This is a genomic window from Calothrix sp. PCC 7507, from assembly GCF_000316575.1.
Lineage (GTDB): Bacteria > Cyanobacteriota > Cyanobacteriia > Cyanobacteriales > Nostocaceae > Fortiea.
In genome coordinates this window covers 2,765,851-2,787,097 of sequence record NC_019682.1, presented here as the reverse complement: position 1 = coordinate 2,787,097, position 21,247 = coordinate 2,765,851, and the positions used below count along the sequence as shown (strand labels likewise).

Annotated in this window: 14 protein-coding genes; 7 read left to right on the top strand and 7 right to left on the bottom strand. The window is 42.2% G+C overall.

From position 1 onward, the window contains the following. Nucleotide 1: 1 nt before the first annotated feature. The 3 genes from CAL7507_RS11920 to CAL7507_RS32340 form a co-directional block, all read right to left on the bottom strand. Complete coding sequence (locus CAL7507_RS11920; RefSeq protein WP_015128729.1) at nucleotides 2-682, bottom strand: uracil-DNA glycosylase; 681 nt, start codon at nucleotides 680-682, stop codon at nucleotides 2-4. A 904-nt stretch (nucleotides 683-1,586) separates the two neighbouring features. Continuing rightward, complete coding sequence (locus CAL7507_RS11915) at nucleotides 1,587-2,255, bottom strand: 2OG-Fe dioxygenase family protein (protein WP_015128728.1); 669 nt, start codon at nucleotides 2,253-2,255, stop codon at nucleotides 1,587-1,589. A 464-nt stretch (nucleotides 2,256-2,719) separates the two neighbouring features. Further along, a complete protein-coding gene (locus tag CAL7507_RS32340; protein WP_160166331.1) occupies nucleotides 2,720-2,878 on the bottom strand; it encodes a hypothetical protein in 159 nt (52 codons plus the stop codon). On the opposite strand from CAL7507_RS32340, the gene sfsA reads away from it, so the two are divergent. Continuing rightward, nucleotides 2,877-3,602 carry a DNA/RNA nuclease SfsA gene (gene sfsA, locus CAL7507_RS11910; protein ID WP_015128727.1) on the top strand — a complete coding sequence of 242 codons (726 nt, stop codon included), beginning with the start codon at nucleotides 2,877-2,879 and terminating at the stop codon, nucleotides 3,600-3,602. The two genes, CAL7507_RS32340 and sfsA, sit on opposite strands and share 2 nt — an antisense overlap. A gap of 20 nt (nucleotides 3,603-3,622) precedes the next feature. Next, entirely contained in the window at nucleotides 3,623-4,108 is a 486-nt protein-coding gene (locus CAL7507_RS11905) for a gluconokinase (RefSeq protein WP_015128726.1), read from the top strand. Here the strand turns inward: CAL7507_RS11905 and CAL7507_RS11900 are convergent. From CAL7507_RS11900 to CAL7507_RS11885, 4 genes are all read right to left on the bottom strand, one after another. Continuing rightward, on the bottom strand, nucleotides 4,105-5,085 hold the full coding sequence (locus CAL7507_RS11900) for a carbohydrate kinase (RefSeq protein WP_015128725.1): 981 nt from the start codon (nucleotides 5,083-5,085) through the stop codon (nucleotides 4,105-4,107). The genes CAL7507_RS11905 and CAL7507_RS11900 overlap by 4 nt on opposite strands. Before the next feature lie 588 nt (nucleotides 5,086-5,673). Next, a complete protein-coding gene (locus tag CAL7507_RS31660) occupies nucleotides 5,674-10,968 on the bottom strand; it encodes a DUF4347 domain-containing protein (RefSeq protein ID WP_015128724.1) in 5,295 nt (1,764 codons plus the stop codon). Between the two features lie 338 nt (nucleotides 10,969-11,306). Further along, a complete protein-coding gene (locus tag CAL7507_RS11890; RefSeq protein WP_015128723.1) occupies nucleotides 11,307-11,999 on the bottom strand; it encodes a response regulator transcription factor in 693 nt (230 codons plus the stop codon). A gap of 46 nt (nucleotides 12,000-12,045) precedes the next feature. Next, on the bottom strand, nucleotides 12,046-13,152 hold the full coding sequence (locus tag CAL7507_RS11885) for a sensor histidine kinase KdpD (protein WP_015128722.1): 1,107 nt from the start codon (nucleotides 13,150-13,152) through the stop codon (nucleotides 12,046-12,048). Between the two features lie 803 nt (nucleotides 13,153-13,955). Here CAL7507_RS11885 and kdpA point away from each other — a divergent pair. The 5 genes from kdpA (at nucleotide 13,956) to CAL7507_RS11860 (ending at nucleotide 21,126) form a co-directional block, all read left to right on the top strand. Next, nucleotides 13,956-15,641, top strand: a complete 1,686-nt coding sequence (kdpA, locus tag CAL7507_RS11880; protein ID WP_015128721.1) for a potassium-transporting ATPase subunit KdpA — start codon at nucleotides 13,956-13,958, stop codon at nucleotides 15,639-15,641. Between the two features lie 113 nt (nucleotides 15,642-15,754). Continuing rightward, a complete protein-coding gene (gene kdpB, locus CAL7507_RS11875; protein ID WP_015128720.1) occupies nucleotides 15,755-17,860 on the top strand; it encodes a potassium-transporting ATPase subunit KdpB in 2,106 nt (701 codons plus the stop codon). Nucleotides 17,861-17,902: 42 nt separating this feature from the next. Further along, entirely contained in the window at nucleotides 17,903-18,505 is a 603-nt protein-coding gene (gene kdpC, locus CAL7507_RS11870) for a K(+)-transporting ATPase subunit C (RefSeq protein ID WP_015128719.1), read from the top strand. A gap of 487 nt (nucleotides 18,506-18,992) precedes the next feature. Further along, nucleotides 18,993-19,274: a hypothetical protein gene (locus tag CAL7507_RS11865; RefSeq protein ID WP_042341289.1), complete on the top strand. Its 282-nt coding sequence runs from the start codon at nucleotides 18,993-18,995 to the stop codon at nucleotides 19,272-19,274. A gap of 124 nt (nucleotides 19,275-19,398) precedes the next feature. Continuing rightward, a complete protein-coding gene (locus CAL7507_RS11860) occupies nucleotides 19,399-21,126 on the top strand; it encodes a hypothetical protein (RefSeq protein ID WP_015128718.1) in 1,728 nt (575 codons plus the stop codon). Nucleotides 21,127-21,247: the final 121 nt, after the last annotated feature.

The window sequence follows — 21,247 nt, the reverse complement described above, 5'->3', positions numbered from 1 at the left end:
GTTATAAGTCTGGAATTTGCCAATCAATTTCAGGCTTGCCAAAGGAACGTAACGCTGAATTGATAGATGAAAAGGGTTTGCTGCCAAAAAAGCCGTTACGTGCAGAAAGCGGCGAAGGGTGAGCAGATTGAACAACTATATGTTGCTTTACGTCTATCAATTTCAGCTTTTTTTGTGCGTACCCACCCCATAGTACGAAGATTACAGGATGTGTTTTCTGGTTAACTTTACTAATTACTGCATCTGTGAATGTTTCCCAACCCCGATTTTTATGGGAGTTTGGTGCATGTGCCCTGACAGTTAAAACTGTATTTAACATCAGAATTCCCTGTTTAGCCCATGATATCAAATATCCATTGTTCGGGATATCTAGACCAATATCGTCTTTGAGTTCTTTGAAGATATTCACAAGTGACGGTGGCGGTTTGATATCTGGTCTTACAGAAAAGCATAATCCATGTGCTTGGTTATGATTATGATAAGGATCTTGCCCAAGTAATAGAACGTTGACTTTTTCATAAGGTGTCAATTTAAAGGCTGCAAAGATATCTTCTTCTGGTGGATAGATAGTGTGAGATTGCTGTTCTTCTAATAAGAAATTGAATAGTTTTCTGAAGTAAGTTTTGTCAAACTCTTCGGACAGTACTGCTTCCCAAGAATTAGCAATTTGGGGATGTTGCAAAGTTTTTTCTCCGATTATTTGGTAGCGCTACAACTATTTGTACAGTAACTTTGGTCACATCTCAAGAGTCATGTATGTTTTAGAGTCGGAATTTTTTCAGTATATCTAGTTATTTGCGGTTAATTTGGATCGCTTAATCTGTATAAAAATCCCAGAGCTAGCCTTACAAGACTGCTATTATCCATTTAAGAGACAATATTTTTGTCACAATCTCTGATTCAGTTGCTAAACTAGTATGAAGCAAACATTGTGTTTGCTCCTCACACCATATCACCACCCTCTTGTTATCATTGGCAAGGGGTTTTTTTATGACATCCTACAATTTATACTTCAGGGTTTTGTAGCTCGATACAATTGGCGATCGCACTTCAACTAAGATTTGTGATCCAATGCAAAATTGGTAATCAGTTGTTACCCAGCAACTAGCAGCTTATCAAGCAGATTAGTGTTGGATAACTGTAAAAGTTTAACCCCAAATTTTGATTTATTTGCCTATATTTGGGTAATATTTACCCTGTGGTGCTGCCAGATACATGCAACTAAATCCTCAAAAAGTATTTCTCTATCTAATGGAGGAATTGTATTGACCATAATAAATACTAAATAGTTATGTATTCCGATCACCTGACGAACTTTAACTTTAAACCTCCCCATTACTATTTGGTAATGGGGATTTTTTTGGGCTAGAGAATCAAGATCAGAAGTTGTTTATCCATAGGACTACTATTTGATTTTTGAAAGACACATAGGGGTAGCCCTGCTCGACTAGAGTTCCCCGGCGTCAAGGAGACATTGCTGTGTAACCCTACAAGGAAGCAAGCTACGCATAGCGTCTCCGACAGGAGAAGCAACTGTCGTCAAGTGGCGTTGGGCAGTAGTGCCACACACCCTACAACTTAACTAATTATTCAGAAAGAAGACTAGGAGAAGTCAGTACAAAAACATCTCTTGTTCCCGGAGCATCAGTCAGTGGCTTAATGGGAGTAGTAAAGTGAAAAAATTCATGGTCATTGACCAATAAAAGTTCTCCAGGATGTAGAATTTTGTTAAAAATGGGCTTTTCTTTTTTAGCAGTATACAAATGTGTCTCGCCGCCTTGAATATTTTCTCTATCAACAGAGAAGATACCAATAAAGTCAGTACCATCACTATGAATACCTTCAGGCGCTGGATTACCCAAATTGTGAGGTGAACAAGTAGTTCTAATTTGATGAACTCCTATCTCAGCTTCTGGGTGAATTTTGCAGGAATCAACAAATGCTAAAACAAGATTTTTGAAAATATCTAATTTGATGAGTGCATCATCTAATTCTGCAAACTCTCTTTTTATATCACCCACTAATGGATTATATTCTTTACTTTGGAAAAGATAGCCATGAGGTAGTTTAATTAACTTTTCCTCAGAAACTATAAACCGAGATAATCTTCTCAACCGATAGTTACCTTTGATATAAGGATCAACGGGTAAATCGTTAAAAAACGGTTTAAAACCTGCTACCTTAATCGAATTTACCTTTCTTAGGGTAAATAGAAAGGCATATTCTAATTCCGTTTCTTTCCAAACTGTTTGCATAAGATTTACCTCCTTGCATGTAGATATCCTCCTACATTTTTCTGAGGAGGCTTATAATACCTAGTATATGCTACCTTTTATGAAGTTGTCGTAAAAATAACTACATAAAGTGTCGTTTTATGGTATTAGGAGTAGCTTCATTAAGCTGTGTAATATAGGACTCATATTTGATTTTTGAACAAATCTAAGTATTTGTAGGGTGGGCAATGCCCACCAAAACCTGGATATGGTGGGCATTGTCCAACGCCACTTGACGCCAGTCGCCTCTCCCAAGGGGAGACGCTTCTCTACGAGAGGCTCCGCCAACGCGTAGCAAGATCCCCTACGGGGTACAAGTCGGGAAACCCGCCCACGGCGCTGGCTCCTTTAAGCCGGGGAACCCTAGTCGAGCAGTGGCTCCCCTACGTGTAGTTCAAAAATCAAAGCGGACTGCTACAGATAGTTTGTAGTCAGGACTTTAGTACTTAAAAATCAAGGACTAAACCACACAAGATACCTGCTGGAATGCGCCAATTCAGAGTAGGGGGCAAAAAGGCTGGTATTTGATTAGGCAAAAAACCCTCAATAGCTACGTTTATAGCGATATTGGTAATATCTACTAACCGCAACAAGGTTTCATTCATGACTGATTGGCTCTACCGTTACCCACCCATGTATTCTGGTATACTGCTGAAACGCTACAAGCGCTTTTTCGCAGATATTCAACTTGTTTCTGGGGAAGTAGTCACAGCACACTGTCCAAATACAGGGCCGATGACTGGGGTATCAACGCCTGGAAGTGCGGTACAAATTTCCCAAAGCGATAACCCCAATCGCAAACTAGCCTACACCTTAGAATTAATCGAGGTACATGATAATCAGCCAACTTGGGTAGGTGTGAATACCGCTTTACCAAATCGAGTAGTGAAGCTGGCTTTAGAAAAACATCTATTTCCAGAGTTAGGAAACTATAGCTATATCAAAGGTGAAGTAGTTTATGGGCAAGATAAAAAAAGCCGGGTAGATTTTTATTTAACAGGAAGTGATGACGATCGCCCGATTTATTTGGAAGTGAAAAATACAACTTTATCTCAGGGAACTTTGGCGCTATTTCCTGACACAGAAACAACGAGAGGACAAAAGCACCTGCGGGAACTCACAGCACTATTACCCCAAACTCGTGCAGTTATGCTTTATTTTATCAATCGCCATGATTGTACTGAGTTTGCTCCTGGAGATATGACAGACCCCTTATATGGTAAGTTATTGCGGAATGCGATCGCACTCGGTTTGGAAGTACTACCCTGTCGTTTTGACATCTCCCCAGAAGGTATCCGTTACTTAGGTTTAGCAAAACTAAAAATTTAATCCTCTCCGCATTAAAAAAGATGATTATTTTAATAATGGGTGTATCTGGCTCTGGTAAAACTACAATCGGACGACTACTTGCAGACTCATTAAACTGGCAATTTAACGACGCTGATGATTTCCATTCACTAGAGAATATCGAGAAAATGCGGCGTGGTATTCCTTTGAGTGATGCTGACAGAATACCTTGGTTGCAAGATTTACAAACTGCGATCGCTCATTGGCTGCAAGATCATCAAAATGTAGTTCTAGCCTGTTCTGCACTCAAAGCTAGCTATCGTGAGTTGCTGGTAATAGATAGCGATCGCATCAAGCTAGTCTATCTCAATGGTTCTTTTGAATTGATTCAACAGCGTCTCCAGCAACGCCAAAATCATTTTATGACCGAAAAACTCCTCAAAAGCCAGTTCAATGCTCTTGAGGAGCCAAATAATGCCATATTTGTAGACATTTCACAGCCGCTGGAGGTAATTGTACAGACCATTAGAACGGCTTTGGGGATTTAAGCAGGTTGATTGGAGGCTAGAAAAGCTTCAACTTCTGCAGGGGTTGGTTGAGAAGCGATCGCTCCTGGTTTAATAGTAGTTAGTGCCCCAACAGCACTGGCATAGGTAACGATGCGTTTAGCTGTTTCTGGATCACTCAAGCCCTGAATGCCATGCTCAAGAACTTGGTGGATAAATCCTGCCAAAAAGCTATCCCCAGCACCAGTTGTATCCACAACGGGAATAAAAAACGCAGGTAATTTACCTTCGTTTTCACCCAAGCAGTAGGCGCAACCGTTTTCGCCATCTGTGACTAGTACCCCTTCCAGTGAATCTAGTCGGTAAGTGATTGCGCCAGGATCACTTGTATCAAATAACCATTGTGCCTCTTCCTTGGCAAGTTTCAGAAAATCGACTCGTTTAAATGTTTCCTGAATCTTTTGACGAGCAATACTTGTATCTTGCCAAAACACAGGACGCCAATTGACATCCAGCAATATCTTCAAGTCGTAATGTTCTGCTAAATCTAGGGCGCGGTGAATGGCTTTTTCACTTTCAGGATAGGCTAATTCCAAAGTCCCCAAAACCAGAAAATCTGCCTCTTGAAATAGAGAATGTGGTAATTTCTCAGCTTGTAAACGAGTATCAGCAAACTCAGTTGTATCATACTTGCCAAATCCCGCAAAAGTGCGATCGCCTCCTAGATCCCGTACCACATAAACTTGTCGCGTCGGTGCTGTAGGATGGCGTTGCACTCCCGTTGTATCCACACCCACTTGTTGTAATAGCTCGACAAGTGCGGTTCCTGGTGCATCTTCACCAACAGATCCGATAAATCCCGTCGGCGTTCCCAGCTTTACCAAAGCACAGGCTACGTTAGCTGGCGCTCCTCCTGGGTATGGAGTCCAAGATTTAACCTCCTCCAGCTTTAGCCCCAATTGATCGGCTAAACAATCGAACAAAACTTCACCGAGACACAAAACACGGGGATTGCTCATCTCATTTTTGATTTTGGATGAATATTTTCCAGTATAAAATCTACAACAATTCTTGCGAATCTGTCGCTAGTATTTTATAGAATGAAATAGAAATTTTTGTTACTAAAAATCTCGAACAGCTTGAAAACTGTAATAGCTTGTAGCATCCCAAAAAATTAGCAATCATGATTTGAGGGACTGAGCTTGCAAATAACAACGAAAGTCAACAATATTTTTTAAGCTTTGCTAAATCTGGGTATAAATTGACTTTAAACTGAGACGTTACAGCCTGAGATAGTAAGAGTTTGAAATACCCAAATTTGAAATTTCATGCTTTAATTCAGCAACACCCATTTTGGTAATTATCAGATGGCAGAAGCAAGTTTGAATGTAATACACAAGAGGGCACAGCACTGCTGTGCTACTACGAATGACCTGTATTCTATGCAATTGAGAAGCGCTCTAATTAACCGCACTATAGAATATCTGCTATTAAATATAAAGTTAATACAAATTATTGATTTACAAATATCTAAATGTCTAAATCTTTAATAAATACTTTGTTTGTTTTTAATTGGAGGGACATTGTCCCTCCAATTATGTAACCTGTTACTGAATCAAGAAATCAGTTGCTGTCAGCGAGAGAGTATTAGTGAGAGTGGCAAAATGAGCGCCTGTACCAAAACCATCTGCAATGCCATTTTCGTTATAGAACAACTTGCCACTGCTAGAGTTGTAAACAATCAACGCACTGCTACTAGCAGCAGCAGTATCATCATTGACAAGTGCAAACTCGCTAGCCACACTGAAACCCTTACCCACCAGACTGTTGAGGACAGTAAAGGTGTTTTTGTATAGGACAATTCTGTCAGCTTTAGTGGTGAAATCAGTTATTGTGTCAACTCCAAGAGCATCCGTGTTAAAGGAAGAATTAGCGATATAGAAACGGAATTGATCTTTACCAGCACCACCAGTGAGGGTGTCATCACCAGCTTCACCTACAAGGATATCATCTCCATTCTCACCAAAGAGTGTATCATTGCCAATCCCACCATAGAGGCGATCGCCCCCGTCACCGCCAGATATTAAATTGTTAGCATTATTACCCTTAATGCTATTGTTGAGCGCGTTGCCCGTACCATTGATCGTTTCGTCACCTCTAAGAGTGAGGTTTTCTAGGTTAGCACCTAAGGTGTAGTTGATGGATGCAAATACCGTATCCGTACCACCATCAATAGCTTCTTCAATAATGTCAGCAGCATCAACGTAGTAGGAGTCATCACCATCACCACCTTTGAGAAGATCCTTACCAGCACCACCATCAAGAGAGTCATTACCAGCACCACCATCTAGGATGTCATCACCATCACCACCACGCAGTGTGTTTTTGGCATTATTACCTATAATTATGTTGTTGAGAGCGTTACCTATACCGTTGATTGCAGCATCACCTGTGAGGGTGAGATTCTCTAAGTTATTACCCAAAGTGTAGGTTGAGGATGCAAATACGGTATCTGTACCACCAGTAATTGTTTCGTCAATGCGATCGCTACCGTCAGTATAGTAGATGTCATCACCATCACCTCCAATTAGACGATCTTTACCAGCACCACCTATGAGTGTGTCGTTACCAGCACCGCCTTCGAGGATATCATCACCATCACCTCCAGAAAGGATATTGTTGGCAATATTACCAATAATCCGATTATTAAGCGCGTTGCCCGTACCATTAATAGCAGCGTTTTCTCTAAGAGTGAGGTTCTCTAGGTTATCACCTAATGTGTAGCTGATGGAGGATAAAACAGTATCCGTACCACCATCTATTTCCTCTTGAATGATATCTTCAGCATCGGCGAAGTATGTATCATTACCATTACCGCCAATGAGCAGATCCTTACCTGCCCCACCCCTGAGAGTATCATTGCCATCACCACCTCTGAGGGTATCTGCACCTTTGCCCCCATAAATGGTGTCGTTACCAGCGCCGCCAATAGAGTTAATTGTACCGAGAAAACCTCTAGCATCAAAGCTCTCGACGTTTGATACTAATAAACCAGAGATGCCTTGAATTTGATTATTGGGATTGCTGAAATCGATGATAAGTGTGTCCGAAATGCTGCCACCACTGAGAATGAAAGTGTCTTTTCCATTTCCGCCATTGATTATGTCATTTTGCCGGAGATTGACAACAGTCGCACTCACACTATCATCACCATCTTTAGCATCTATAATGTCTGTCTTGTCTGTAACAACGAATGTCTCGCCAACATCTGTACCTGTGACAATATTGACATTTTCAGCCTGTGTAATGCCAATGCTAAAGGTGGTTTTGTTCGGTATACCAGCAGTATCTGTAGCTGTGATTTTGATGTTCAAACTGCCGACATCGCCGTAGCCTGGAGTACCACTGAAGGTGCGTGTGGCAGGATTGAAGCTCAACCAACTGGGTAAAGCACTGTCATTAGCGAGGGTAGCAGAATAAGTGAGGACATCTCCCGCATCCACATCAGTGAAGGTGTTTGCTGGGACTTCAAAGTTGAATACTGTGCCAGCTTGTGATGTCTGGTTTGAGATAGTATTAGCAACGATGGGCGCTTCGTTCACATTGGTCACGCCGATAGTCAAGTTTTGAGTTTTGCTTAGTCCCGGAGTGCCATTGTCAGTAGCTGTCACCTGTAACTGAATGTTAGGTGTAGCTTCAAAATCAAGGCTGATACCGTCCTTGAGTTTGAGTTGTCCATTCTTGACCTCAAAGCGATCGTCATTCACACTGAAGGTGTGGCTACTACCAGCATCGGGGTCTGTTACACTCAAGCTACCAATGATTGCGCCAGCAGTGTTTTCGGCGACAGTGGTGTTGTTGATGGTAACGGTAGTTGGTGCTTCGTTAACGTCCGTTACAGCGATCGCAAAAGATTGAGTCTTGCTGAGTGCTGGAGTACCATTGTCAGTAGCTGTCACCTGTAACTGAATGTTAGGTGTAGCTTCAAAATCAAGGCTGATACCGTCCTTGAGTTTGAGTTGTCCATTCTTGACCTCAAAGCGATCGTCATTCACACTGAAGGTGTGGCTACTACCTGCATCGGGGTCTGTTACACTCAGGCTACCAATGATTGCGCCAGCACTGTTTTCGGCGACAGTGGTGTTGTTGATGGTAACGGTAGTTGGTGCCTCGTTAACATCGGTTATATTGATGGTGAGGTCTTTTTCAAATTTACCACCGTTATTATCATTGGTGCGGACGCGAATGACATGACTTTTGCTGCTTTCAAAATCGAGCAAGCTGCCATTAGCGACAACAATCTGATTACCATTTAAGGCGAAGCGTCCCCCAGCATTATTTAGTAGAGTATAAGTAAAGCTATTGGCGTTGCTGTCAAAATCGGGATCGGCTGCATATAAAGTACCAACGACTTTATTATTACTGCTGTTTTCGGCAATAACGCTGTCACCCAGATTAACATCTACTGGGTTGTGGTTAACGGAGATAGTAGCATACTCTATGCTAGTGCTGAATGCTGTCTTGCCACCATTAATATCGGCATTGACCCCAGTAGCACCGCTAACTGAGCCATCTGTCCCATCCCAGGCGCGGAACTTGATGTCAGCCGTACCGTAATAGTCAGGATTGGGGACAAAGCGGACTCTGGTATTAGCTTGGAGTTCTACCCGCTGTAGGTTAACGTCAGCTTGTGCAGAGGTAGTATTGTCACCCAAGAATACAAAGTTGGTTCGTTCGTATGGGTCATAAGGGAGAGATGTTCCCCCTGGACCAGCTTTGGTGTGGTCAAAAGCTGTGTAGTTACGTAGGGAACCTGTGAGAATTGGTGTTGTTCCACCTGCCGCGAATAGATAATATGTGTCGCCTTGGATTTTTAAATCGTAGCGGGTGAGTGCGCTTTTTGTGTCGTATGAGACCCTCTCTGTGGCGCTGTGAGTGAATAGTGTTTTACTCGGGCCTGTAGCAGTGTTAGGTCCATCGTTTTGCGCCCAAATTTCATCTCCCCAGAAGCCAAGTTCAATTGCCTTGGTGTTGTCGCTAGTAACAACAATGACGCTAAAACCAGCTCGGTCTTGAATCCCGTCACCGTTATCATCACTACTGTGGCTTTCAGTGTTAATTTTGAGATCGAAACTCAGGGTAAAGCCTTGGTTGCGGTCAAGAACCGGAAATGCTGGGTTTAATGGAATTGGTAGACCGCCATTATAGTTGCTGTAACCAGCTCCTCCCAACTGAGTGCTAACGAGTTTAGTTTCAACACCATTATTGGTCTGAGTGCCACCAACAGGTACAGTACCTACGAACGGTATGGTAACTGGTGGTGTAGCGCCAAATTGCAGCCAGCCTTGGGTGTTGGGTGTGCCACCTAACGAGCCGTTATAAAGGGGTGTCAAACCTGCTAAGACTGTAGCGGAAGCATCGGAAACTTGACTGAAGTCTGTCCAAGTAGTGCCGCCGTTAAGCGAGTATTGCCAAGTACCATAGCCACTCAAGCCAGTAACAGCAATTCCTTGAGAATTCTTGTTGGTATCAGTGACTAAGTTTTTAATCAGGTCGGCGACCAAAATGCCTTTGTTATCGGCATTGGAAACATCTTCATTAATGGTTGGCAGTTTTGAATCAATATCTTTATTCAGTACAGGCGCGTCGTTTACACGCAAGCTGTTAATCCAGGTAGTGTTAGCGCCACCGTTGGCTAGACCAGGATTAGCACCTGCAGAATTAAAGTCAGTTGACCAATTAGCAGAATTTGTAGCACCTGATCCTGTGTTACCAAAGTAAGCACTAGCTAGGCTCCCTCCAGGAGTGGTAGTTCTGGCAAATTTAGCTATTTCAGTACCGCTATCATTTAGTAACCGAGGTATATCTGTATTATCAGTATTAGTAAAAGCGCCTGTTGTATTATTCCAACCAGTACTACGAGTAACTGCAAATAATCCGGTACTATTCTGAGATGATATCTGTAGTACATAGTCTCCTTTTGTCGGGTCGTAGGTTAAGTCTGGTGTGATAGTGGCATCGACATCACCGCCGTTATACAACACTATTAAAGTCCCAGCTTTCAACGAACTAAAACCGGAACCCGATAAAGTGATGTTTAGTGAGTTTGAGCTACTACCATCAACTAACCTGTGACCTTGCAGATTCAGGTTATCAGTAACGACGAGAAGTTCAACCCATTCTTTCCCATTACTACCTTGAGAAAATTCGTTGATGATCACGTCACCAGCGACAGCTAAAACTCCGTTGTAAGCTTGCATTTCTTCAGTCCGAAATGCCAAGCTAGAGTTAATTTCCCCAATGCTAAAATCTAAATTCCAGTCGCCACCTAAAGCTGCATTTCCGGTTTTGTTAGTGGAAGCAGCAACATTTGCCCCGGTTAGTTGGCTAATTTGCTGCACAAATTTTGTGCCTTCTCCGCTGGCGACATCACAACCATAAAGCAGGATGTCTGCATCATTAGTTAAAGCATTTGCCCACTGCTGTAATTGATTAATATAAAGTGTTATGTTTTCTGTATTTAGCTGAGTTGCCCCTAGCTCCAGGCTGCCTTGGCTACCGTGGGAAACAATGTGAACTGATTTAAATTTACCTGTCGCTAATGATTCTGTGATTTGTGTAACCCCGTCTTTTGTGGGGTCGAGGATAACAACTCGGAAGCCTGGTTTTGTGCCAACTATCAGGCTGTTGTAATCAGGAACTGCTGTATCTATAAAGACGATGTCTTTATTTGGTGTAGAGAATATTTGAGCAGAACTAACGTGGGTTTTAAAAGTTTTGTTTTCTAGCAGTTGCATCATAATAATCGCTGTTGGTAAATAAAACTTTGGAACTATTACCTGTTGACTCTGGACTGATGAATTCGGCAATACAGCGTTAAGTAGAAGCGTACACTCATGCATACACTTCTACTATTGAATTGAATCGGCAATTAGAGCCTTTTCTTAATTAGGTAAAACCCAAAAAACTTGATATTATGTATCTAAGTAAAGTTTATGCTAAATAAATAACATTGGCTACTGTGATATTACTGTAGCAGCTAGAGTATTTTGAGAAAAAGGTTAGCAATCGGCATGAAAGCTATGCCGGATGCAAGTTGCGGTTATGAGGATGCATCTTAAAAGTCAACTTTTTAGTAAATAGATTAGTGATAAATTCATCATCTTTATGAAATCTAGATTAATAAGTTTAAATTTTTAAGGTGGAATTTTAAAGTTTCAATAAAGTTGCAATGTGGAGGCTAATTCAATAACAGTTCTGGTGCTACCATTCCTTTTTGAATAGCTAGAACTGCGGCTTGAGTGCGATCGCGTACTTCTAATTTTTGTAAGATGGCATGGACATGAACCCGCACTGTACCGGGGGCAATATACAGAGTTTCGGCAATTTCTTGATTGCTTTTGCCAGCTGCTACTAGCGCTAAGATTTCTTGTTCCCGCTTTGTTAAAGGGTTTTCTAGGGTTTCGGTGGTTTTTTCAGACAGCAACGCTGTGGAGTTCCCCTCTAAAGCTGCTCTAATTTCCGTTGTCGCTGTTTGATCCCACCAGGAAGCACCCGCTGCTACTGAACGCAATGCCAATATCAGAGATTCAGCTGGAATACCTTTGAGGCAGTACCCTTGTGCCCCAGCAGCAATTAATCTTGTGATTAAGGGTTTTTCTGAACGAGATGTTAAAACGAGAATCGGTAAATTTGGTTGCTGTTGTTTGATTTGACGACAAGCTTCAATCCCACCAATTCCTGGTAAACCTATATCTAGTAAGACTAAATTTAGGGGATAACGATTAGCTAACTCTACGGCTTGTTCCCCATCCTCTGCCTCTGCTACGATTTCTAAGCCTGTTTCCTGCTGCAAACGCATCCTTAAACCGAGGCGAAACAGTTCATCATCTTCAACGAGTAAGATTTTTATTGTAGTAGCAGGTTTTGTCATTTGTCATTTGTCATTTGTCATTTGTCATTTGTCATTTGTCATCTTTTCAATTTGCTGGGGGTAGACGAGCAGGTAGGCGGAAACCAAAGAGTGCGCCTCGTGCTGGGCGGTTCTCTGCCCAAATTGTACCGCCATGTGCCTCAATAATTTGCCTAGTTAAATATAACCCTAATCCAGATCCGGATACGTGGCGATCGCTATATCCTTGATAAAATCGCTCAAATAGATAAGGTAACTCTTCTTCGGTAATGCCGGGGCCACTATCGAGTATTTTCACGACTTGATTTTCGGAATCGCTTTCTAGTACTACTTCCACTTTACCGCTACGGGGAGTATGGTTAATGCCGTTAATCACAAGATTGCTAAAAACTCGCCCAAGTTGCAAAGAATCACCATTAACCCAGGAAAAGCGGCGGTAATCTGATTCGCCATAATGGAGAGTCACGTATACTTGACGAGTTCTTGCTAGTTCACTCAGGGTGGCAATTACTTCTTCTGCTACTGTTTCTAAGTTAACAGGCGATATCTGTAGTTTTAGCCCTTCGGCATCGTTACGGTATACATCTAACAGTGTTTGTACTAATTGTAGTGTGTTGCGATGACTGCGAGTCATTGTTTGCAGGACTTTTTCTTGGATAAGTGTGACTTCGCCAAATTGCCCATTCTGAAAATATTTCAGCGTTTCAATTGCGCCTAATAGGGGTGTTTTCAGATCGTGAGTTAGTGTGGAAACAAAATCTTCACGCATCCTAGCTAGTTGCTCTTGGGAGCGTAATTGTGCTTGGGTATCGGCGATCGCTTCTTCATTACGCCGATTGCGTTGGCTTAACCACCCTGTGACTAATAATGCCAATACTGCTATCAGGCGATTTGCCAATGTCGGCGGATCAATCCTTTCTAAGGATGGGATCAATAAATTCAATAGTGTTAATCCCGCAGCTGCTAATGTGACGCTAAAAACAGCAGCACGATTTAATCGAGAGTTTGCTAACAAAATTGGCCCTGTGTAAAGGTAGCCAAATACATACTGAGGCGGTGTTAAGTATTCTAATGCTATCACCACAGCAAAGGCGATCGCTATTAGCCAGTATGTCTGCCAATTTTCCTCAAAATTTGAAACACCATTTTTTATAGTTAATAGTCCATATTTCATTGTTGTATTTTCAGGTATTTAAAACTATGTTGAATCTAACTAAATATAGTAGTCAGCTTTAATTTTTGAATGTATTTGCTTAGTGCGTCAATCTTGATAGGCAAGCAATATAGCAATTCTCGGTTACGTGAGGTACACCCGTAAGGGCACGGTACTGCCGCGCCCCTACATCTGGCGATATGATTTTGTACTGCATCTGAATGGGAACCGCTATAAGTAACTTTGTAATTAGGTTCTTCAAGTCATACTGAGGTTTTTCAGAAATCAAATATGATTCTTATATAGTGTTTCCTAATCTAGTGAAGTACAAATTTATCTGCGTTTATCTGCGTTTATCCTCTTCCATCGGCGTTTAATTTTTTATTCCTGTACCTCACCAATATGGGAACCGCTATATCTCCAAAAATATTAGCCATGTAATATAATTTTTTACTAACTTTTTTTATCTGAAAGTTCGATACATAAAATAGTGTAATCTTATACTCAATTCACAGTGTGTGATGTGATAAAAACATCATAAACTGTCATACACCTGAAAGTAGCAGCTTTTAAAAATCTATTGTATAAACAAATAAACAAGCGAGATAAATAACCAAATGTAAAACTTAAATATTCTTGACTGAAACTTTAAGAAGCATTTAGAAGAAAGTAGCAACTGAAAACAGTTAATCCAGATTGATGGATTGAAATTAGTTCAGATGAGATGTGGTCTAATCGCTCACATTGATAAATTATTAAGCAGTTGATGTGTTAATTCTAATAATTGGTTATCTAGTACTTAAATATAATTGAGCGCAAACTAAATGGGACAAGGTTTTTTACAAATTGGGTTAACGCTGTTGATTGTCGTAGTTATTACTCCGATATTGGGAAAATACTTAGCGCGTGTGTTCTTGGGAGAAAAAACACTGCTTGACCCTTTAATGAAACCTATAGAGCGGAGTATCTACTTGTTAGCTGGTGTCAGGAGAACAGATGACATGAAGGCTGGGCAGTATGCCAGGGCAGTACTACTTAGCAACCTAATTATGGGCATTGTAGTGTATTTTCTCCTATATTTTCAGAGATTTTTGCCTTGGAATCCCAATGGCTTGAGTGTTCCTACCTGGCATATAGTGTTGCACACAGTTGTTTCATTTGTGACAAATACTGACCAGCAGCATTACTCAGGCGAGACAACTTTAAGCTATTTTAGCCAGGTAGCGGCTTTAGGCTTTTTGATGTTCACTTCAGCCGCCACTGGGTTGGCGGTAGGAATTGCCTTTATTCGCGGGCTGACAGGTAGAACACTGGGAAACTTTTATGTTGACCTCACCCGTGGAATTACGCGGGTATTGTTACCTATTTCGGTGATGGGGGCGATCGCCTTAATCTTGCTAGGTGTACCGCAAACATTGGCGGGAACACTGGTTGTCAAAACCTTGGAAGGAGGAACACAGTATATTGCTAGGGGGCCAGTAGCATCGTTTGAGATGATCAAAATGTTAGGTGAGAACGGCGGTGGCTTTTTTGGCGCTAACTCAGCCCACCCCTTTGAAAATCCTAATGGCGCTTCTAATTTAATCGAAGCGATCGCCATGATTGCGATTCCTGCCGCCTTGATTTACACCTACGGTATATTTGCCAACAACATCAAACAGGCTTGGTTACTCTTCTGGATGGTGTTTATAATTTTTGTCGTGCTGGTTGGAGTCACAGCAGTAGGAGAACTGCAAGGTAATCCCCTCATTAATACCACTTTGGGATTGGAACAACCCAATTTAGAAGGCAAAGAACTGCGATTTGGCTGGGCGCAGACAGCGTTGTGGGCAGTTATGACTACCGCCACCATGTGCGGTGCTGTCAACGGGATGCATGATTCCTTAATGCCGCCAGGAATATTTTCTACTTTATTTAACTTGTTTCTCCAGATGATTTGGGGAGGACAGGGAACTGGGACTGCTTACCTATTCGTTTACCTAATTCTCACCGTTTTCCTCACAGGATTAATGGTAGGGCGCACCCCAGAATTTTTAGGGCGCAAAATTGAAAAACGGGAAATAGTCCTCGCCAGTGTAGTATTGCTGATTCATCCAATCACCGTTTTGATTCCCAGTGCGATCGCCCTAGCCTACCCAATTTCCTTATCTGGAATCACCAACCCCGGCTTTCATGGTATTTCCCAGGTGGTTTATGAATATGCCTCAGCTGGCGCAAACAATGGTTCTGGCTTGGAGGGATTGAAAGATAACACCTTATGGTGGAATTTAAGTACTTGTTTCAGCATCTTGGCAGGACGCTACATCCCCATTATTGCCCTCTTACTATTGGCTGAGAGTATGTCTCATAAACCGCCAGTTCCCGAAACTCCTGGCACTCTCAAAACCGATTCTCTGCTATTTACTAGTGTTACATCTATAGTGATTTTAATTTTGGGGGTGCTAACTTTCTTTCCCATCTTGGCTTTAGGCCCCTTAGCCGAGGGTTTTAAACTCACCTCTGGTAGCTAGAAGAAGTGAGGGAGATGAGGGGGATAAGAAAGAATAAATTATTAGCTTGCTTCCTCATCTCCCCCGACTCCCTCATCTCCCCCCACTCCCCCACTCCCCACTCACTAAAATTTATGAACCCCGTTGCAACTACCCCCAAATCTAGACCCCCACGTTCTCGTCCTGGCGATCGCCGTCCCGCACGCAAAAAGGCGAAGATCAATACCAAGTGGCTTTACCTCAGAGCCATTAAGGATGCTTTTATTAAACTCAATCCCAAAGATGCCATCAAAAACCCAGTGATGTTTTTGGTTTGGATGGGTACAATCATCACCCTATCGGTAACAATTGATCCCAATTTGTTTGGAACAGCCCAGGGAAAGAACCCGCAACTATTCAACGGCTTGTTAACGGCAACTTTATTCTTTACCGTGTGGTTTGCCAATTTTGCAGAAGCAGTGGCTGAAGGACGCGGTAAAGCCCAAGCCGATGCACTACGGTCAACGAAATCTGAGACGATCGCTAAAAAACTCGCTCCTGATGGCACAATTAGCGAGACACCCTCTACCAGCCTCAAACGGGGTGATACTATTTACGTAGTTGCTGGTGACATCATTCCTGCCGATGGAGAAGTGTTGATGGGTGTAGCCTCGGTGGATGAATCAGCAATTACTGGCGAATCTGCACCAGTCCTCAAGGAATCAGGTTCTGACGTTGCGAGTTCTGTCACAGGTGGCACGAGAATTATCTCAGATGAACTTATTATCCGGATTACTACTGACCCTGGAAGAGGCTTTATTGACCGGATGATTACCCTAGTAGAAGGGGCAGAACGCAGCAAAACACCCAACGAAATTGCTCTGACAGTATTACTAGCCGTTTTGAGTTTAGTATTTTTGTTTGTCGTGGCAACTCTGCCAGCGATCGCCTACTATATCCATAGCCCAGTCAGTGTATCCATTTTGGTTGCCCTATTAGTGGCACTAATCCCCACAACTATTGGCGGTTTACTCAGTGCTATTGGTATTGCTGGCATGGATCGAGTCGCCCAATTTAACGTCATTGCCACATCAGGGCGAGCCGTTGAAGCCTGTGGAGATATTAACACCTTAGTTCTTGACAAGACAGGTACAATTACCCTCGGTAATCGTTTAGCGGAAGAATTTATCCCCATTAACGGCCACTCAATAGAAGAAGTTGCTAATGTCGCCTGGGTAGCTAGCGTATTTGATAATACACCAGAAGGTAAATCCATCGTCCGACTAGCAGAAAAGTTAGGTGTCAGAGTGGATCTCGACTACGATCAGGTACAAGGCGTGGAATTTTCCGCCAAAACCCGGATGAGTGGGACAAACTTACCCGGTGGACGTGAAGCGCGCAAGGGAGCAGTCGGAGCAATTAAAGGGTTTGTCCGCTCTCGCAACGGACACGATACACCCGAATTAGATGCCGCCTATGAAAAAGTTTCTCATCTCGGAGGCACACCCCTAGCCGTTTGCCTTGATTACGAAATCTACGGTGTCATTTATCTTAAAGATATTGTTAAACCAGGCATCCGCGATCGTTTTGAGCAGTTGCGACGCATGGGTGTGCGTACCATCATGTTGACTGGAGACAACCGGATTACTGCTGCTGTCATTGCCAAAGAAGCTGGAGTAGATGACTTTATTGCTGAAGCCACACCAGAAGACAAAATTAGCGTCATTCAACGGGAGCAGGCAGCAGGTAAACTAGTAGCGATGACTGGGGACGGAACTAACGATGCGCCAGCGCTGGCACAGGCGAATGTCGGCGTAGCGATGAATACTGGTACTCAAGCAGCAAAAGAAGCCGCTAACATGGTGGATTTGGACTCAGACCCCACAAAGCTAATTGATATCGTCAATATTGGTAAACAATTGCTAATGACTCGTGGGGCATTAACCACATTTTCTATTGCTAATGACATTGCTAAATACTTTGCCATTATTCCGGTAATATTTGCCTCTGCTAACCTGCAAAACCTCAATATCATGCAGTTGACTAGCACCAATTCTGCCGTTTTATCAGCACTGATTTACAACGCTTTGATTATTCCCGCATTAATTCCCTTGGCTTTAAAGGGTGTACAATTTCGACCCTTGACAGCCAATCAACTGCTGCAACGTAATCTCTTGATTTATGGCTTAGGTGGAGTGATTGTGCCGTTTATCGCTATTAAGTTAATAGATATGCTCATAACTGTAGTGGGATTAACTTAAGCAATACAAAATTAAATTCTAAGAGAAAGTCGAAAATTTTTTATGTCTATTATTCGAGAAACAATCAGAGCCGTTCGTATTACTCTGGTGCTTTGGTTAATAACAGCAATTATTTATCCCTTGATTATCCTTGTAGTAGGTCAAGTTTTCTTTCCTTTCCAAGCGAATGGCAGCGTCATGGTGAATATAGAGGCTAAACCTATTGGTTCATCATTGATTGGTCAAGTATTCACATCTGAACGATATTTCCATAGTCGTCCTAGCACAGTCAGATATAGCCAAGGTAAAAAAGCCAAACCAACTGGCGTATCTGGTGCCAGCAATCTTGCTCCCAGCAATCCAGAATTAATGAATCGGGTTGTTGAGCAAGCCAATCAATTCCGAGATGAGAATATTCAACCCACTGCTGATTTAATTTACACTTCTGGCTCTGGTTTAGATCCTCATATTTCCTTGAAAGCGGCTGGACAGCAGTTAGAAAGAGTTGCTCGTGCAAGAGGTGTTAAAGAAGATGAGATATTACCTTTAATTAATAAATATACAGATGGCAGATTTTTATGGATTTTTGGTGAGCCAGGAGTGAATGTTCTCAGATTAAATTATGCGCTAGATCTGCAAGAACTTAACCGTAAGCAAAACCAATAAATATAATCCCAATGCCTAATGACCAAATAATTACTAATTTGTAATTCTTCAAAAGGCTTTTATGAACCCACGCTTTTAAGTGTGGGTTTATAAACAGTGGCGATCGCCTATCTGATATCTTGCACCATTCTCAATAACTGTAGGGTGGGCAATGCCCACCGACACAAATATAGGGGTTTTAGGCAATGGTGGGCATAGCCCCACGTACAAAAAATGGATTATTGCAACTGGTGCAAGATGTAAGCTATCTCAGCGTATAAAAACCTAGAAATAGAGAAGGTAGGCAAAATGAGATTAATTCAATATTCTAAGTAGATGGGCGTAAATAAATATAAAACGTTCTGTCATTGCGTACTCCGCAGGAGTTGCAATGACATCTTACGTTTAATTACGCCTACCTACTTATAGCTTGGGTTACGTCTGCTCTAATAGTTGCAATGACAAGGCCTTTAAGCATGGGGTATCTCAGGTCATCAATTCTCACTGGGTGAAGATTACTCGCTTGGGTGGCTTCGATTTTGACTTTTTACACTCCGATCGCCAGCATGGCACACAAGCGTTAATCACAGTCAAAGCGCACAATTTAATTTTAGACACAACTTTATCCGTAGGTATACTGGGACTGATTTCCTGCTTGGCGCTGTTAGGATTATGTCTGTGGCTGGTTATCAAGTCATCCTATCAGGGTATTGAAACAGTAGTAATTACCTATCTCGTGTTTACTTTTACTTGGTTTGAGTCTGCCCAATTTACGCATATAGTTTGGTGAGCGCTCAGTATACGTGGTATATCCAGTGTCCGTGAAAAAATTACACCCTAGTTTAGCTATCATCATCTGCTTGCTATGTCTTGGAGCTACCCAGCCTAAGTCAAATTCTGGATGGACACCGCAGATGGAAGCGGAGTTTCAGGTGCGTTCTCAACAAGCAATTAAAAAATTTGCAGGTAGTAAGTACGGTTCGACCGCTTTTGAAAATGAAAAAAAGTCCTATCCTAAAGCGATGATGGACTTTCTGGCAGGTCATCAAAAAAAAGCGATCGCCTTTTTGCAATCAGAAGACGCTGATGCCAAGAGTTATGCTCACACCTTAGGAATTGACTTCTACTCTAGTTTTACCCTCAAAGGTCAAGTCCGCAAATACTTCTACTTTGGCAAGTATCTTGACCCAAATTATCGTCAGCGCATGAAGAAAGCAATGGCGATTTTGACTGAAAAAGACCCGTTGACACGTACTTTTGCTAACCCTCACAGTTTTTGGTCAAAATCAACTGATAACTGCAACACTTGGGTAGACTGCCGCAACACGGATAATTTAAAAGCTATGCGGAATGTAGCAGTCTATTTATTTGCACAAGAAACAGGTAATGAAGAAACACGCAACATATATAAAGAACGTATCAGGCAAAATGTCCGCACCCTCTACCAAATTGGTCAAGGTGAATGGGATTCGGAAAACTACCTGGGACATACTATTACTGCTTACATCAATCTCTATGATTTTGCTCAAGATGCAGAAGTTAAATCTCTGGCGAAATCTGCACTTGATTGGTTTTTTACTTCCGGCGCATTGAAATATTGGCGGGGTGGTTTTGGTGGACCCTCTAAGCGGGACTATAGCAACGGGAACTGTGTTTGGTGTTCTTTGGCAACTCATGAATTAGGACTATACTTTGGTGATTCACCACTGGCAGATCCAGAGCCAGCCCCTGACGAAGTACACTTGATTACTAGCAGTTACCGTCCACCATTAGCGGTTGTTGCCTTAGCACGCAAGGAATTTAAAAAACCGCTAGAATTACTCAATTCCAAACCAACTTACGAAAATTGGAAGCCTGGAGGAGATGCTGCACCACAGTTTCACGAAACTCTTTATTTTGGGAATACTTTTCAACTAGGGACATTAGCTCAAGGTTCTGCTGGGGACTGGAATGGTTTTAAAATGATGGCGTTTAATTCCCGGCGGGGAGTAGATTATTTGATTGCAGCTACAGGAACAGATCCAACTAAAATATCTACTTCATCTGTTGGTGGTGACAACGTTGCTCAGTATCGCAATTTGGTAATCTGGCTTAATAATAAACCACTAGCACCGTTTCAATTTTTATTACCCAAATCTGCGTTCTGGGAAACTCACAACGGTGTAACTTTTATTCGCTATGAAAAAACATGGTTGGCGTTAACACCAATTAATTTGCGAATTGAGGGGATTAATTTCATAGCGACTCAGAAAATTCAGTCACGATATCCCGATGACCAAATTCTCACGGCGACGGGTACTGCCAAAACAGTAGCAGGATTTGCCCTAGAAGTTGGTGAACAGGAAACCTACGGCAATTGGGAAAATTTCCAGCAGTCTGTGGTGTCCAAGTCACGCTTAAATATAGAGCAGATTAACAAGCCAGAGGTGGAATATCAAGGGGTTTTTGGGAAAGTGAAACTTCAATATCAGGGTGTGGGTTTACCAAAAGTTTGGCGTAATGGACGACACCATGACTGGCGTCAGCATTTTGCTGTTTACCAAAGTGCGGATGGTCATCAAGGCCCGATTGATTTGGGATGGAAAAAAGGTAAACTCACAGTTGAGGCAGGTGGGTATCAGTTTCAGAGTCAAAGCAGATAATACTGGATGAAAAACCGAAAACTGATTGTGTATAGTCGAGGGTGCGGAATGTCTAGACCCAATACTCAATACCCAACAGTTATGATCGGTGATATATTTTATAGTACCTATAGTGCTTAAA

Coding starts and splice junctions, on each gene's coding strand:
- CAL7507_RS11915 (WP_015128728.1), bottom strand. CDS start 2,255: ATGCAAACAGTTTGGAAAGAAACGGAATTAGAATATGCCTTTCTATTT.
- sfsA (WP_015128727.1), top strand. CDS start 2,877: ATGACTGATTGGCTCTACCGTTACCCACCCATGTATTCTGGTATACTG.
- CAL7507_RS32340 (WP_160166331.1), bottom strand. CDS start 2,878: ATGAATGAAACCTTGTTGCGGTTAGTAGATATTACCAATATCGCTATA.
- CAL7507_RS11905 (WP_015128726.1), top strand. CDS start 3,623: ATGATTATTTTAATAATGGGTGTATCTGGCTCTGGTAAAACTACAATC.
- CAL7507_RS11900 (WP_015128725.1), bottom strand. CDS start 5,085: ATGAGCAATCCCCGTGTTTTGTGTCTCGGTGAAGTTTTGTTCGATTGT.
- CAL7507_RS31660 (WP_015128724.1), bottom strand. CDS start 10,968: ATGCATGAGTGTACGCTTCTACTTAACGCTGTATTGCCGAATTCATCA.
- CAL7507_RS11890 (WP_015128723.1), bottom strand. CDS start 11,999: ATGACAAAACCTGCTACTACAATAAAAATCTTACTCGTTGAAGATGAT.
- CAL7507_RS11885 (WP_015128722.1), bottom strand. CDS start 13,152: ATGAAATATGGACTATTAACTATAAAAAATGGTGTTTCAAATTTTGAG.
- kdpA (WP_015128721.1), top strand. CDS start 13,956: ATGGGACAAGGTTTTTTACAAATTGGGTTAACGCTGTTGATTGTCGTA.
- kdpB (WP_015128720.1), top strand. CDS start 15,755: ATGAACCCCGTTGCAACTACCCCCAAATCTAGACCCCCACGTTCTCGT.
- kdpC (WP_015128719.1), top strand. CDS start 17,903: ATGTCTATTATTCGAGAAACAATCAGAGCCGTTCGTATTACTCTGGTG.
- CAL7507_RS11860 (WP_015128718.1), top strand. CDS start 19,399: ATGGAAGCGGAGTTTCAGGTGCGTTCTCAACAAGCAATTAAAAAATTT.